The sequence below is a fragment of the Micromonospora sp. NPDC049801 genome, assembly GCF_040656575.1.
GTDB lineage: Bacteria > Actinomycetota > Actinomycetes > Mycobacteriales > Micromonosporaceae > Micromonospora.
Genome location: NZ_JBFAMS010000002.1, coordinates 255,100 through 269,992 on the forward strand (window position 1 = coordinate 255,100; position 14,893 = coordinate 269,992).

Sequence of the window (14,893 nt, forward strand, 5' to 3'; positions counted from 1 at the left end):
CCCTACGATTTTCGAGGTGGACGCATGCCCGTGGTGCGTCGATGACACTCCCCGTCGCGCATGACCTACCGCGCGGCCGGAGCGGCGGGCCACGGATGTGGTGATCCACACCCCGTACGGCGGGCGGTAGTGATGACTGCGACCTTAACGCGAAGACACCCAGCGGTGTCGCTCGGGTATCGGGCGCACATTTCGGTCACCGCACCGAAACTGCCGGTGCCGCATTGTCGCGGCACCGGCAGACCCAGGGGCGGAATGCTCAGCCGACCCGCCGGAAACACGTCATCGCTCCGGGCTTGCCACGCTTCGCGAACTCCTGGTAGCCGAGCTGCGGCGCCAGGTCACGGGCGTACTGGTTGCCGTTGTAGACGCAGATGGTGCCCACATCCAACCGATCGAGCGCCGGTGCCAACTCCGCCGGCGTCGCGGTGGTGGCGCCGTCGGCGAAGCTGGCGAGCAGCAGCCGGTCCTTGGCGAACTGGGAGTTGAGGTCGTACTCGACGAGGTAGAAGTCACGCGGTAGGACGACCCGAACCTGGCTGGTGACGACGAGCGAGGTCCGCATGATGGTCTTCGGCGCCAGCAGCAGGCCCGCGGGCCGGTCCAACCCCTTGATCCAGAAAGCGATCGACTGGCGCTGCTGCGGCAGCTTCCAGGTGGGCCGCTCGTGCACGTCGACCCAGCTCTTGGCGGACCACATCGGGGTGGCGAAGAGCGCGAACGAGGCGACCAGCAGCACCGCGATCCCACCGGACGCCGCACGACGCAGCACCGGCGTGGGGGCCGGCACGCGAACCGTGCAGAGCAGCCCGATCAGGGTCGGCAGGGCGAGCAGCCACGGCACCCGCCACAGCACGACCGAGATGCCGCTGAGCGCGCTCAACGTCTCCAGCACACCGGGGACGAACAGCACGCTCAGCGCCAGGGTCGCGCCGGCGGTGAGCAGCGCGGGCGTACGCCGACGGGCCAGCAGTGGGCCGCACCAGAGCGCCAGGCCGGAGATCACGCCGACCACGCCGAACAGCAGGGTCCGCTTGTAGGTGTACGCCGCGTCGAAGAAGGCGTCGTCCGCGCCGTCGGCGCTCAGGCCGCCGAGCAGGATCCGGGACACCACCAGGGACCCGATCGGGTACGTGAGGGCGGCCACCGCCGCCACCACGGCGAGCTTCCAGCGCCCGACCAGCACCATGGCGAAACCGGCGGCCCCGACCAGCATCGGCAGGATGATCGCGGCGGTGTTGGTGAGTCCGATGGCGGTGATCGAGAGCGCCACGATGAGCAGCAGGCTGCGCCGGGTACGCCGGTCGAACCACTCGGTCAGGTAGAGCCACATCAGCGGGATGACGGCCGAGACGAACATGCCCTTGCCCTCGTAGAGCCGGGGCAGGTGGAAGGTGCCCAGCGCGGCGTCCCCACCGGCGACCAGGTACAGGTACGCGACGGCGACCGTGAAGGCGAGCACCGGCCGCCGGGGTGCCCAGCGCTGGGTCAGCCGCCAGAGCGCGAGCACCGCCAGCACCGCCATGATCGGCAGCATCACGTACCAGGTGGCCGAGGCGCCGTGGATCCCGAGCACGTTGGCGAGCGCGCCGTCGAACACCTCGATCGAGGGGATGGGGGGTTGCGAACCCATCGCCGGAAGGACGTTCTCGGAGAAGAGGAAGTCGTTGAGCGGAACGAGGTCCCGCTCGGCGATCCAGACCGACTTCCCGACGTAGTAGACGTCGTCCGGGGTATTGCGGGCGAGGAAGAACGAGGAGATCCCGACCAGTACGGAGATGACCAGCGCGTACGCCGACTGCCCCGCCGTGGGCCTTGGCGCGATCGAGGTGGGCGTCGGGCCGTCCAGCCAGACCCGACGCAGCAGCAGGATCCCGCCGGTCGCCGCGAGCAGGCCCGCCACCGCCGGGATCCACCAGGAGACGGCGGCGCCGGTGCCGATGACTCCGGCGCTGACCGAGGCTACCGCGGCGGCGGCGAGCACGCCGATCAGCAGCCGCCGGTCGACGGCGGGCCGCGTCCCGGTCGGCTCGACCGGCTCGGCCGGTCCGCTCTCCTCGCGGAGGGCGGCGGAGCGGCGTCGGGCACGCAGCATCGCCACCACGGCGAGCAGGACGCAGGCGACCACCCAGATCCGGAAGGTCACCGACGGACGCAGATCCGCCAGGAAGGCCGCGTGGTAGATGACGGTGAAGAGCGCGAACGCGACCACGGCCCCGTCGGTGAGCAGCGTCGGGGCGGCGGCCACCAACGCGCGTACGCGGGCGGCGGGGCTACGGTCGGGGCCCTGACCCGACCGGGACACCGGCTCGGAGCGCGGCGTCGGGTCCGGGTCAGTGGGCGCGACGGCGATGCTGTCGACGTTGGCCACGGGCGTCCTTCTCGTCAGGCGGATCTGGGGGCGAAAGGTCGATGTCGGCTCGGTGACGGCCGGGTGTCAAGGGGGCAGCCTAGCGGAGCCGGGTGGCCCGCCAGGTCCCCGTCGTGGGTGGTGTCGCGGGCCGGGTCAGCCGGATACCGGCGTCGCCCTCGGCCGGGGTACGACGCCGGTCGCGCCGAGCCCGACGGCCACGGATTCGACCAGGTTGTCCAGGTAGCTGTCGGTGAGCGGCAACCGGGCGATGGCGAGCCGCCAGTAGAGCGGGCCGACGATCAGGTCGACGGCGGCGTCCGGATCGGTGTCGGCGGGCAGCTCGCCGCGCTGCACGGCGCGGATGACCAGGCGACCGCCGATCTCCTGCTGGCGGGCGCGCAGCACCTGACGCAGAGTCTCGTCGATGGCCGGGTTGCGGGCCGCCTCGGCCAGCAGGTCGGGGATGATCTGCGACGCCAGGGGGTGACGCAGCGCGTGCGCCACGGCCTGGAACAGCAGCGCGAGGTCGCCGCGCAGGGTGCCGGTGTCCAGCACCGGCAGCTTGCCGTGTGCGGCGGCGGCGACGATCTCCACCACCAGGTCGAGCTTCGAACTCCACCGGCGGTAGACCGCCGTCTTGCTGACGCCGGCCCTTCGGGCCACCGCCTCGATGGAGAGCCGGCCGTAGCCGACCGCGGCCAGCTCCTGCATGAGCGCGCGCCGGATGGCCGTGGTGATCTCGTCGCGCAGCACCGCCGCGCCGGCCGGTACGCGCCTCTTCTCGGTCGTCACCGAGGACTCTTCTCGCAGGTCACGCCCGCTAGAGTAGCGCAACGACGGTACGGTTGCGTCCCGACGTGTTTCGGACTACTGTCCACGCAGCGACGAGGCGGCGTCCCGCGCACAACTCCCACTAGGATTCCATCGTCGCGAGCAACCCGTCTGCACGAAAGATCGGAGTGCCATTTCCATGGCCACCACCGCGCTGGTCGACCCTGACACGGGCCTGACCCAGGCGCAGCTGGCCGCTCGGCACGGGCTACGGGTCGCCGGTGAGCGACCCACCCTCGTCGAGTACAGCCGCCGACTCTGGGCCTACCGGCACTTCATCGCCGCGTACGCCAACGCCAAGCTGGTCGCGTCCTACAGCAACGCCAAGCTGGGCCAGCTCTGGCAGGTGCTCACCCCGCTGACCAACGCCGCGGTCTACTACCTGATCTTCGGGGTGGTGCTGGCACAGAACAGCATCCCGAACTTCATCGCGTACCTGACCACCGGGTTGTTCATCTTCAACTTCACCCAGAGCGCGGTCCTGGCCGGCACCCAGTCGATCAGCAGCAACCTCGGGCTGATCCGGGCGTTGCACTTCCCCCGGGCCAGCCTGCCGCTGTCGACCACCATGACCCAGTTCCAGCAGCTCCTGGCGTCGATGGTGGTGCTGGTCGGCATCGTGCTGGTCACCGGCGAGCCGATCACCTGGGACTGGCTGATGCTGGTGCCGGCGCTGCTGTTGCAGGCGGTCTTCAACGCGGGCGTGGTGCTGCTGGTCGCCCGGCTGGGCTCCAAGGCCAGCGACCTCAAGCAGGTCATGCCGTTCGTCATGCGCACCTGGATGTACGGCTCCGGCGTGCTCTACAGCGTCAGCCTCTTCGAGCGGCTGCCCGGCTGGGCGACGACGCTGGTCCAGTTCAACCCGCTGCTGGTCTACATCGAGTTGGCCCGGTACGCGCTGCTCGAGCAGGCGCCACTGCTCAACGAGTCGCTGACCCAGCTCTGGCTGGTCGCCGCCGGTTGGGCCGTGGTGGCCGGAATCGGTGGCTACATCTACTTCTGGCGCGGCGAACAGGAGTACGGCCGTGGTTGATTCCCTGCCGGCCGCCGACGAGGCGACCGTCTCCCTGCCGACGCTGACGCCCGAGCGGATCCCCACCGTGGTGGTGGACGACGCGCACATCATCTACCGGGTCCACCAGGGCGCCACCGGTGGCACCACTCCGGTGGCGGCGCTGCGCCGGCTGGTCAAGCGCACCAACGCGCCGAACGTGCGGGAGGTGCACGCCGTCAAGGGCGTGTCGTTCACCGCGTACCGGGGCGAGGCGATCGGGTTGATCGGCAGCAACGGCTCGGGCAAGTCCACCATCCTGCGGGCCATCGCCGGCCTGCTGCCGGTCAACCGGGGCGCGATCCACACCCAGGGGCAGCCGTCGCTGCTCGGGGTGAACGCGGCGCTGCTCAACGACCTGTCCGGCGAGCGAAACGTCGTGCTGGGGTGCCTGGCGATGGGCATGCATCCCGACGAGGTCGCCAAGCAGGCCGCGGGGATCATCGACTTCTCCGGGATCAACGAGCGGGGTGACTTCGCCAGCCTGCCGATGCGCACGTACTCGTCGGGCATGGCGGCCCGGCTGCGGTTCTCCATCGCCGCCGCCAAGAGGCACGACGTGCTGCTCATCGACGAGGCGCTCGCCACCGGCGACAAGGGTTTCCGCAAGCGCAGCGAGCAGCGCGTCCGCGAGCTGCGCGAGGGCGCCGGCACGGTGTTCCTGGTCAGCCACCAGCTCTCCTCCGTGCGCGACACCTGCGAACGGACGATCTGGCTGGAATCGGGCCTTATCCGGATGGACGGCCCGACCGACGAGGTCATCCGCGCGTACGAGGCGTTCGCTAACAGCAAGTAGAGTGCCGGCCAACCACCGGCATCGACACGGCAACCAGGACCGCGTCGCCCGCGTTGGGGCGGCGCGGTCCGCGCGTTAAGGTTCATTCCGTCGCCGCTCGGGCGGAACTTTCCGTTAACGCAACCCTGAGAGTGAGGATCCGGCAATGACGCAGGACCAGACCACTGGCCCGGACGCCGCAACGGAGACCCCCGCACCGTGGCGGCCCTCGCGGACAGTGGCCGTGGTGCTGGCCGGCGGCACCGGGACCCGGCTGGGCCTCGGCATCCCCAAGCAACTGCTCAAGATCGCCGGTAAGCCGATCATCGAGCACACCCTGGCGGTCTTCGAGGCCGCTCCGGAGATCGACGAGATCATCGTGCTGATGGCGACCGGTCACGTCGACGACGCCCGGCAGATCGTCGAGAAGGCCGGCCTGCGCAAGGTCACCCAGGTCATCGAGGGCGGCGATACCCGCAACGCGACCACCCGGATCGCGCTGGACGCGGTCGGCCCGGCCGACTGCAACATCCTCTTCCACGACGCCGTCCGCCCGCTGCTCAGCGGCCGGATCGTGCGCGAGTGCGTCAACGCGCTGTGGACCTACGCCGCCGTCGACGTCGCCATCCCCTCCGCCGACACGATCATCCAGGTGGACGAGAACGACTGCATCACCGACATTCCGGTGCGCTCCCGGCTCCGCCGGGGACAGACCCCGCAGGCGTTCCGCTCCCCCACGATCCGTGAGGCGTACCGGATCGCCGAGAACGACCCCGACTTCGCCGCCACCGACGACTGCGGCGTGGTGTTGCGGTACCTGCCGGGCACGCCGATCAAGGTGATCGACGGCTCGGACGAGAACATCAAGGTCACCCACCCGGTCGACGTGCACCTGGCGGACAAGCTCTTCCAGCTCGCGGCCGCGCAGGCGCCCCGGCTGACCGATCACCGCAGCTACACCGAGGAGCTGACGGGCCGCACGATCGTGGTGTTCGGCGGCAGCTACGGGATCGGCCACGAGCTGACCGAGCTGGCGCGGCGCTACGGCGCGCAGGTCTTCCCGTTCAGCCGCTCCACCACGGGCACCCACGTCGAGCGCGCCGAGGACGTCGAGGCCGCGCTGACGACCGCCTTCGAGGCGACCGGCCGGATCGACCACGTGGTGGTCACCGCCGGGATCCTGGAGCGGGGCGCCCTGGCCGAGATGGACGAGGAGACGATGGACCGGGTGTTGCAGGTCAACTTCGTCGGCCCGGTGACCATCGCCCGGCAGGCCCTTCCGTACCTGCAGCAGACCAAGGGTCAGCTGCTGCTCTACACCTCCAGCTCGTACACCCGGGGTCGGGCCCGCTACGCCCTCTACTCGTCCACCAAGGCCGCCCTGGTCAACCTGACCCAGGCGCTCGCCGACGAGTGGGCCGACGTCGGCGTACGGGTCAACTGCATCAACCCGGAGCGGACGGCCACCCCCATGCGTACGCGGGCCTTCGGCGAGGAGCCGGAGAACACCCTGCTGGCCGCGGAGGCCGTCGCCCAGTCCTCGCTCGACGTGTTGATCTCCGACCTGACCGGCCAGGTCATCGACGTACGCCGGGCGCCTGGCGACGGCCCGTCCGTGCCGGCGCAGGCCGGCCCGGACCGGTCCGAGACGCCGGCCGCGGCGTCGACGAACTGACGTCGACGGCACCCCCGCGACACCGAGGGCGGCGATCGGAGCGACATGCGTGGTGACCTGGTTCGCAAGGTGGTCGCCCGGTGCCTGAGCACCGGGCTCGCCGTGCTGGCCTTCGTCGTGCTGGCCCTCACCGGCAGCACCGGGTGGGGCCTCGCGCTGGCCGTCGCCGCGCTGGTGGCGGCGGCCGCTGAGCAGCGGATCCGACCTGCCGCCGACCTGGTGGCCGAGACCGCCCTGATCGCCGCGGCGGTCCTGATCGGCTACTCCCGACGGCTTGACGACGGCTTCGACCCCGCGCTGGCCGCGACGGCGCTGGTCCTGCTGGGGCTGGTGCTGCTGGTGGGGCCGTTGCGTACCGCCGGCAACCTGGAGATCCGGGCGGCCAACCTGCCGGTACGCGCCTGGACCCCGCTGATCGCTGACCGACTCGGCGTCGCCCTGCTGGGGCTGCTCGCGGTGGTGGCCATCGCCGCCGCGTTGACCCTGCCGGCCGTCGTGGCGCTCGCCGCCAGCCTGCTGGTGGCCGCCGCCGCCGGGGCGGTCGCGCTGGACCTGGCCCGACGACGGTTCCGCCCGACCGCCGGCGGTGGGCAGGTCGCCCGCGCGCTACGCCGGCACGAGCCGGAGTTCCTGCTCTACTTCTCCGCACCGCCCGGCTCGGAGTACCAGGTCACCATGTGGCTGCCGTACCTCGAACGGATCGGCCGGCCCTTCCTGGTGCTGGTCCGTGAGCCGGAGTTCGTCGCGCCGATCGCCGCGGCCACCGACGCGCCGGTGGTCTACTGCCCCACGCTGCGCGCGATGGACGAGGCGCTGGTGCCGAGCCTGCGGGTGGCCTTCTACGTCAACCACGGGGCGAAGAACAGCCACTGCATCCGGTTCACCCAGCTCACCCACGTCCAACTGCACCACGGCGACAGCGACAAGGCGCCCAGCGCCAACCCGGTCTCGGGCATCTTCGACCGGATCTTCGTGGCCGGCCCGGCGGCGATCGACCGGTACGCCCGCGCCGGGGTACAGATCCCGGCGGAGAAGTTCGTCGTGGTGGGCCGCCCCCAGGTCGAGTCGATCGAGGTGCGCCAGGAGCCGGCGCGGGGCCTCGCGCACCCGACGGTGCTCTACACCCCGACCTGGACCGGGCACCACGCCGACGCCGACTACTGCTCGCTGCCGGTGGCCGAGGAGCTGCTGCGGCGGCTGCTGGGGCGTGGCGCGACGGTGATCCTGCGGGCGCATCCGTACACGGCGCAGAACCCGGCGTCGGCACGCCAGTTGGGCCGGCTCACCGAACTGCTGGCCGTCGACCGCGCCCGCACCGGCCGGCAGCACGTGTTCGGCGCGGCCGCCCGGGAGCTGAGCCTGACCGAGTGCGTCAACCGCTCGGACGCGCTGGTCTCCGACGTCTCCGGGGTGATCTCCGACTACCTCTACTCCGGCAAGCCGTATGCCGTCACCGACATGGGTGACGAGGGCGACCGGTTCACCGAGCGCTTTCCACTGGCCGGCTCGGGCTACGTGCTGCGGCGCGACATGTCCAACGTGGACGCCGTGCTCACGGCCCTGCTGGACACCGACCCGCTGGCCGATGCCCGCTGGGTCACCCGCCGCCGCTACCTGGGCGACTTCCCGGCCGAGTCGTACGCCGAGGGTTTCCTGACCGCCGCCCGCCGCGAGCTGACCTCGGCCCGGGAACTACCCGCGCCCGCAGCCGCCTGACCGGTCAGCGGTACGGCTCCAGCAACGCCAGCACGGCCGCCGGATCCTCCAGGTGCGCGTTGTGCCCGAGACCGGACAGCGTGGCGACCGGTACGCCGTACTCCTTGAGCTGCGCGTCCGTGACCATCGGGTCGTGCTCCCCGCGGGCCAGCACCACCGGCACGTCGGTCGCCGCGAGCAGCGCCGCCAGGTCGGGCGCGCCGACGGCGAACGCGGCGTTGTCCATCGCGAGCCGCCACCGGCCGTCGACCTGACGCAGACCGGCGTCGACCATCGGGTGGTCCGGGAGGACCAGACCGGTGAGGCCGGCGACCCGCAGGTACCGGCGGGCGGCCTCGGTACGGCTGGTGAACCAGCCCACCGGGCGGGCGGCGAGGTCCGCGGCACGGGCCAGCTCGGCCGGCGCCCAGACGGCCTTGATGCCCAAGCCCACCACCGCGTCCACCGGCAGACCGGCGGCGCGGGCCGCCAGCGCCAGGCCGACCACGCCACCGAGCGAGTGCCCGAGCACCACGATGCGGTCGTCGGAGGCCAGGCCCTGCGCGACCCGCTGGGCGAAACCCTCGAAGGAGTACGACGACAGCGGCGCCGACCAACCGTGACCGGCGAGATCGGGCGCCAGCCACCGGCCGGGCCAGTGCTGCTCCAGAAGTGGCGCCCAGGGCAGCCACACGTCACTCGTCGCCCCCATGCCGTGCAGCAGCAACAGGATCGGCTCCCGGCCAGCTTGACCACCCGATTCATCCACCACGGCCGCAGTCTCCCACGGTTCGCGGCCCGGTACGAGAGCCGTTCACCGGCGTCGCGCCCGACACGGGGACGCCGCGGGCGCCGGCCCCTCGTGGGAGACGGCGCCCGCGGCGTCGTGGGGTGTCGCGCGTTGGTCAGGCGGAGTAACCCCGGGTGGCGATCCAGTTCGCCAGGTCGATCGTGGTGATCCAGTAGGCCGGGTCGGCGGCGTTCGCCGAGTCGGCGATCCGCACCGTACGGCCGTTGTCCTTGTAGCCGACGACGGCGATGTAGTGCCCACCGCCGTAGGAGTGATAGCCGCCCTCGGTGTCGATGGCGTCGCCGACGACGTTCGCCACCACGCCCCGGCCATCGGTGATGGCCTTGACGACGTCGGCCTGAAGACGGTCCATCTGGGCCGGGCTGGGCGTGCCCGCGAACATGCGGGTGCGGTACGGGGAGCCCTTCACCTCGGCGTTGAGCACCCGGGTGGTGTCCTCGGCCGAGTTGGTGCCCATCTCGGTGGTGCCCAGTTCGGCGCCGAGCTCCTCCTGGGTGCGGTCGATCCCGCTGGCGCTGAGCGCGTTGCGGGTGGCCGCCGGGCCGCAGTTGTAGTAGGTGTTCTGCGCCTCGTAGTCGTAGTCGAGCACCTTCGTCGCGGGCGGCTTCGGCGGCGTCGGCTTCCGGGTGACGTCCGGGTTGCTCGTGGCCTTCGCGGCGGGGGACGCGGCGGTGGTGGCCGGGGCGGCGGTGCTCGGTGCGACGCTCGCCGACGGGGCCGCGGACCGGAGTTCGCCACGGGAGGCGACGGTGTCACTGCGCATCTCGGCGACCGTGGTCGGGGTACGCGAGCCGGCCGGGGCGTCGTCGGCGCCGGCGACCAGGGCGCCGGCGGTGGTGGCGATCGCGAGGGCCGCGGCGGAGGCGGCGACGATTTGGTACGGGCGCTCGGTCGCGAGGCGACGGAGCTGGCGCTTCAGGGTGTGCTTCACGAGGTCCTCCACGGTTCACAGGGAGAGCGGCACACCGGGGCTCGACCGGCATCCGGGCAGGCGTCAGCGCGCGGGCGGTGGCCCGCGGATGATGAGCCGCTCAGGGGAACGCCCGGCGCGGCCGGGCGGGAAGTGCGGTGACCCGGGGGGTCAGCTCACCGTCACGAGGCGGATGAGCGGGGACACCGCGTCGCCGTGGAGGCGGCGGAACAACAAGGGGGTCGAGGGGTGCTGCACGAGGATGGAACTCCTTCCGTCACCGCCTACCGGGTTAGCTGACGGATTCGGGCGGGAAGATCGCCCTACCGCGGGCCGTGGCTCGCGGATTCACCCCGGACTTACTGTGGGTCCCCGGTTCGTTGATCACGATTGAGCGGGTCGGCGCGGCGTCGCCTCCTGCGATCGGTAACCGCACCGGACGGGACGACAGTACTGGCCGGTACGCACTCTGCCAAGCCGCGCCCACCTGCGTAAACATCGATTGGCCCAGCAATTTCTGCGCGTTCTGCCGCTGACGTGACTCGATGGGACAACGGGTTCCGCCGGCACCTGTGGGCGACAACCGGACAGGTGGCCGACAACGCGGCCACAATCGCGGGCGCAATGGCCGCCGATGATGCCCGCCGCCCGATTTCCGCTGCCGGTGACCCGCCTCACATAACGGATCGGGCTCAACCGGCCCGGGCCGGACGCCAGCGTGCCACGAGGGCCGTACGCGACGGCCGCGTCGCGGTGCGCCGGGAGAACGCCGGGCTCGGCCGCGACCGGACCGCCGCCACGTACGCCTCCTCGGCGAGGACGCGCGCCGACTCGGCGGCCACCTCGGCGTCCCGCCAGGACGACCGCTCCCGCTCGGCGGCCGTCCGGTGCTCGGCCAGCCTCGCGTCACGGATCGCCCGGATGAGCAGCGTCTCCTGCTCGACCGGGTGCCGGCGGGGGTCCCAGCCGCGCCGGTGCCCGAACACGTCGCCGAGCTGAGCCATGGTCAACTCCCCCCGCCAGTGCGCCGCCATGGCGGCACGGTGCAGATAGCGCTCCCTCGCCGCGTACTCGGCGGGGGTGTGCGGGGTACGCGGTGTCGGCAACGCCCCGGCACCGGCGACCCGACGGGCGGCCGTGTCCGCCTCGTCGTACGCGGTCCAGGCCCGCTGCGCCTCGTCCTGAGCGACCAGCCAGTCAGCGCGCCGCCGTCGGGCGGTCCGCGCGGCCCGGGCGGCGGCCACGGCCACCTCCTCGGCGTACCGGCGCAGGTCGGCCATCTCGGCGACGGCCATCTCGCGGGCGGTGGGTGTCGGCGGCGTGGGGTCGGCCGCGGGCGAGTCCCGCTCCGGTCGGGCCACCAGGACGGCGAGGACCGTCAGCGCCAGCAGGAACAGGGCCGACCAGATGGCGGCGGCCTGGGGCACCTCGGTCAGGAACTGGTAGAAGACGACGGTTTCCATGATCGACACCTCGGCATGAGCACGTAAGCGATGGGATGCCGCACGGGCGGGTGCGGGCGGTGTGTCGTCAGGTGTGGTGACTGGCGTTCGGTCTGGCGGCGTCGCCGGTGATGGAGATCTCGGCGCGCCACACTCCGGCGCTCGCGGGACGGCGTGCCGCCCCGGTGACTGACCCCGCTAGGCCGGCGGGGCGCGGGGGGCCCGGCTGGCCGAGCCGGCGGCGCGGAGGGGCCGCTGCGAGCCCGTGCGCGCCGAGGTCACGCCCGCCAATGGGCGGGGCAACGCGTCCGAACCACCGTGCCGGGCGGGCTGCGGCTCGACCGACCGCGCGGAGGCGTCAGCGCCAAGCTCTGCGGCTCGTCCCTCGCCGACCCTGTCGGTGGCGGCCGAGCCGGTGGCGGCGCGGTCGGTGAGGACGGTGGAGAGGGCCGCGGTCGACGGTCCGAGCGGCTCCGCGAGGGCGAGCGACCCGATGATGGGCGGCGGGGCCGCGGCGGTCGATGCCGGCAGCAGCGCCGGGGCCGCGCCCAGGGCGAGCGACAGCACGGCGAGGCTGGTCAGCACCCGTGCCGCCCAGCGCGCCACCCACCACAGGGGACAGGTGAGCGCGACCGGGAGCACGTCCTCACGCTACCGTCGGGACCGCCCGGACGCATCGGCGACGGGCGTGTCGGCCAGCGCCGCGCCGACCCCGTCCGACCAGCGTGGACCAGGTGGCGTCAGCCGGCGCTGGTGGGTGCCACCGCGCCGGTCAAGATCGCGCTCGATCGTTGATGTAGTGGCCTCACTCGGCTGACGAGACCACTACAACCAGGATCGAGCGCGATCTTGCGCGTCTGGACGGGCGGGCACGGGCGGCACGCCGGCGTCACCGCTCCCGGCCGACGAGGTGGTGCGCTGATGGGGAACGAGCGGCGGGCGACCCGGGCGACGTGGCGCGAGCCGGCGCATCATCGGGGTCTCCACCCAGCGGTGCAGCAACCCGGCGAGGACCAGGTTCGCGAGCAGGAATCCGAGCACCACCGCCGGACCCCGCCAACCCCGGAAACCGGTCCCCCAGTCGCCGCTGAGCCGGAGCACGCTCGTCATCACCAGGACGTGCACCAGGTAGAAGGCGAACGAGACCTCGCCGAGCCAGACCAGCGGACGCGAGCGCCACGGCGAGCGCCGGCCGCGCACGTCGGCGTCGGCGGCCGCGGTGATCACCAACAGGTACGCGACGGCGAGCAGCGTGGTCCACCACTCGGCGCGGATCCACTGCGCGGCGGCCATCCAGATGCCCACGAAGATCGCGGTGGCGGCGGTCAGGCCCGGCCCGCGCCACCGGCCCCGGAGCATCAGCTCGGCCGCCACCGCGCCCAACCAGAACTCCAGGGACCGCACCGGCGGGAAGATCTGGGTGAACCACCAGCGGCTTACCTCCGGCACCAGATGCTGGGCCGGCCAGAGCGCGAGGATCAGCAGCGGCAGCGCGACCACGAGCGCCCAGAGCACCGCGGGTCGCGCCCGGCGCAACAGGGGCAGCGCCAGCGGCAGACAGAGGTAGAAGAAGAACTCACAGGACAGCGACCAGCTCACCGTGTTGACGCTGTAGAACCAGCCCAGCCGGGGGTCCCACGCCTGCAACAGCAGCAGGTTCTCCACGGCGACGGCCGGCAGGACGGGATCGGCGAACCACCCGGCGACCAGCAGCGCGGCGGCCCACAGCACCACGTGGTTCGGGTAGATCTTCGCGACCCGTCGACGCCAGAAGGTCAGCCGCGAGTCGCCCGGGCGGGCCGACCAGACCAACACGAAGCCGCTGAGAATGAAGAAGAACTGCACGCCGGACAGGCCGAGGGTGAAGAGGGCGTCGACGACGGCCTTGTACTCCGGCTCGGCGATGATCCGCATCGTCCCGGCGTGGAACCCGAAGACCAGCAGCGCGGCGATCCACCGCAGCCCGGTCAGCGACGGCAGCCGGGCGGGGGCGGCCGGCGCGGCCGGCGCGTCGGTGGTGCTCGTCATGCCGAGGCACCCTACCGGGTCACTCCCGGGTGAACCGGGCGGCCGTTGTTTACCTTCCGCTTCGCGGGTGTTCAGGGATTTCACCATCGGCGGCCACGTGTGGTTCCGGGGCTGGCCATCCACGTCGTCGAAGGTGGCGACGTGGTCAATGAGCCGACGCACGCGCCGCTGCTGAGCATCGTCGTGCCCGTCTACGGCGTCGAGGCTTACCTGTACCAGTGCCTCGAGTCGGTCCGGGCGGACATCCCGGCGGGCGAGTCGGAGGCGGTCGAGCTGATCGCCGTGGACGACGCCTCGCCGGACGGCTGCGGCGCGATGCTGCGGTCCTACGCCACCGGGCGCGACAACGTCCGCGTCGTACACCTGGAAGAGAACGTGGGTCTGGGCCTGGCCCGCAACGCGGGCCTCGACGTGGCCACCGGCCGGTACGTGTGGTTCGTCGACAGCGACGACTGGCTGCCACCGGGCACGATCGCGGCGGTGCTGGACCGGCTGCGTGAACACCAGCCCGACGTCCTCATGCTGGACCACCTGCGGGTGCACGAGGACGGTCGGCGGGAGGTCGACGCGAGCAGCCACCTGCTGCGCGGGGTGCCGGGCGTGGCCCGCCTGGCCGACCAGCCGCACCTGCTGCGGGTGCAGCACACGGCGTGGAACAAGGTGGTACGCCGGGCCTTCCTCGACGAGTTGGAGCTGCGCTTCTTCCCCGGCTGGTACGAGGACATCCCGTTCAGCCACCCGCTGCTGATCGGCGCGGAGAAGATCTCGGTGCTGGACCGGGTCTGCTACCTGTACCGGCAGGGCCGCCAGGGCGCGATCACCTCCACCCGCAGTGGCCGGCACTTCGACGCGTTCGGCCAGTACGAGCGGCTGATGGACTGGGTTGCCCGCCGGCACCCGGACGAGGGCCTGCGGGCCGAGCTGTTCGAGCTGATGATCAGCCACTACCTGGTGGTGGTCGGCAACGACGACCGGCTGCACCCACACCTGCGGCGCGCCTTCTTCCACCGGGTCGCCGAGCACTACCGCCGATACCTGCCCCCCGGCGGCTATCCGATGCCGCCGGGGGTCAGCGGGCTCAAGCACCGCCTGGTGGGGCGGGGTGACTGGTTGGCGTACTCGGCGCTGCGGCAGGCGCACCGGGTCACCGGACGGTGGCGACGGTCCGGCCCGACCGCCAGCGCCGACTCGTCGTCGACCGACGACCCCTCCCGAGCGGCGCGGTCGACGAGCAGGCCGGACGGCGGGCACGCCGCCGGCAGGCCGGGACGGTCGGACGCGTTGGCCGGTGGCCGCCTGCCGTGACCCGTTCGGCGGGTGCC

At 72.1% G+C, this 14,893-nt stretch carries 12 protein-coding genes and 1 riboswitch; of the genes, 5 read left to right on the top strand and 7 right to left on the bottom strand.

The features are described from left to right. Positions 1-259: 259 nt before the first annotated feature. Positions 260-2,371, bottom strand: coding sequence for a DUF6077 domain-containing protein (locus AB0I89_RS04600; protein ID WP_357120076.1), 2,112 nt, complete (start codon positions 2,369-2,371; stop codon positions 260-262). 135 nt (positions 2,372-2,506) lie between these two features. Beyond that, a complete protein-coding gene (locus tag AB0I89_RS04605; RefSeq protein ID WP_355050328.1) occupies positions 2,507-3,145 on the bottom strand; it encodes a TetR/AcrR family transcriptional regulator in 639 nt (212 codons plus the stop codon). Positions 3,146-3,323: 178 nt separating this feature from the next. Between AB0I89_RS04605 and AB0I89_RS04610 the strand changes: the two genes are divergently transcribed. From AB0I89_RS04610 to AB0I89_RS04625, 4 genes are all read left to right on the top strand, one after another. Further along, positions 3,324-4,217, top strand: coding sequence for an ABC transporter permease (locus AB0I89_RS04610; RefSeq protein ID WP_357120079.1), 894 nt, complete (start codon positions 3,324-3,326; stop codon positions 4,215-4,217). A gap of 4 nt (positions 4,218-4,221) precedes the next feature. Then, a complete protein-coding gene (locus AB0I89_RS04615) occupies positions 4,222-5,031 on the top strand; it encodes an ABC transporter ATP-binding protein (protein ID WP_357120787.1) in 810 nt (269 codons plus the stop codon). 145 nt (positions 5,032-5,176) lie between these two features. Beyond that, positions 5,177-6,685 carry a bifunctional cytidylyltransferase/SDR family oxidoreductase gene (locus AB0I89_RS04620; RefSeq protein ID WP_357120082.1) on the top strand — a complete coding sequence of 503 codons (1,509 nt, stop codon included), beginning with the start codon at positions 5,177-5,179 and terminating at the stop codon, positions 6,683-6,685. A gap of 45 nt (positions 6,686-6,730) precedes the next feature. Next, positions 6,731-8,401 (top strand): CDP-glycerol glycerophosphotransferase family protein, encoded by a 1,671-nt coding sequence (locus AB0I89_RS04625; protein ID WP_357120085.1) that lies wholly within the window; start codon positions 6,731-6,733, stop codon positions 8,399-8,401. A 4-nt stretch (positions 8,402-8,405) separates the two neighbouring features. Here the strand turns inward: AB0I89_RS04625 and AB0I89_RS04630 are convergent, their stop codons facing one another. The 5 genes from AB0I89_RS04630 to AB0I89_RS04650 form a co-directional block, all read right to left on the bottom strand. Further along, positions 8,406-9,152: an alpha/beta hydrolase gene (locus tag AB0I89_RS04630; RefSeq protein WP_357120088.1), complete on the bottom strand. Its 747-nt coding sequence runs from the start codon at positions 9,150-9,152 to the stop codon at positions 8,406-8,408. 133 nt (positions 9,153-9,285) lie between these two features. Continuing rightward, positions 9,286-10,134 (bottom strand): C39 family peptidase, encoded by an 849-nt coding sequence (locus AB0I89_RS04635; RefSeq protein WP_357120091.1) that lies wholly within the window; start codon positions 10,132-10,134, stop codon positions 9,286-9,288. A gap of 233 nt (positions 10,135-10,367) precedes the next feature. Beyond that, a riboswitch (cyclic di-AMP (ydaO/yuaA leader) is annotated at positions 10,368-10,508 on the bottom strand. Between the two features lie 285 nt (positions 10,509-10,793). Next, entirely contained in the window at positions 10,794-11,564 is a 771-nt protein-coding gene (locus AB0I89_RS04640) for a hypothetical protein (RefSeq protein WP_357120094.1), read from the bottom strand. Between the two features lie 177 nt (positions 11,565-11,741). Then, positions 11,742-12,185, bottom strand: a complete 444-nt coding sequence (locus AB0I89_RS04645) for a hypothetical protein (RefSeq protein WP_357120097.1) — start codon at positions 12,183-12,185, stop codon at positions 11,742-11,744. Between the two features lie 183 nt (positions 12,186-12,368). After that, a complete protein-coding gene (locus AB0I89_RS04650) occupies positions 12,369-13,571 on the bottom strand; it encodes an acyltransferase (RefSeq protein WP_357120100.1) in 1,203 nt (400 codons plus the stop codon). A 141-nt stretch (positions 13,572-13,712) separates the two neighbouring features. Between AB0I89_RS04650 and AB0I89_RS04655 the strand changes: the two genes are divergently transcribed. Continuing rightward, complete coding sequence (locus AB0I89_RS04655; RefSeq protein WP_357120103.1) at positions 13,713-14,876, top strand: glycosyltransferase; 1,164 nt, start codon at positions 13,713-13,715, stop codon at positions 14,874-14,876. The last annotated feature ends 17 nt before the right edge of the window (positions 14,877-14,893 follow it).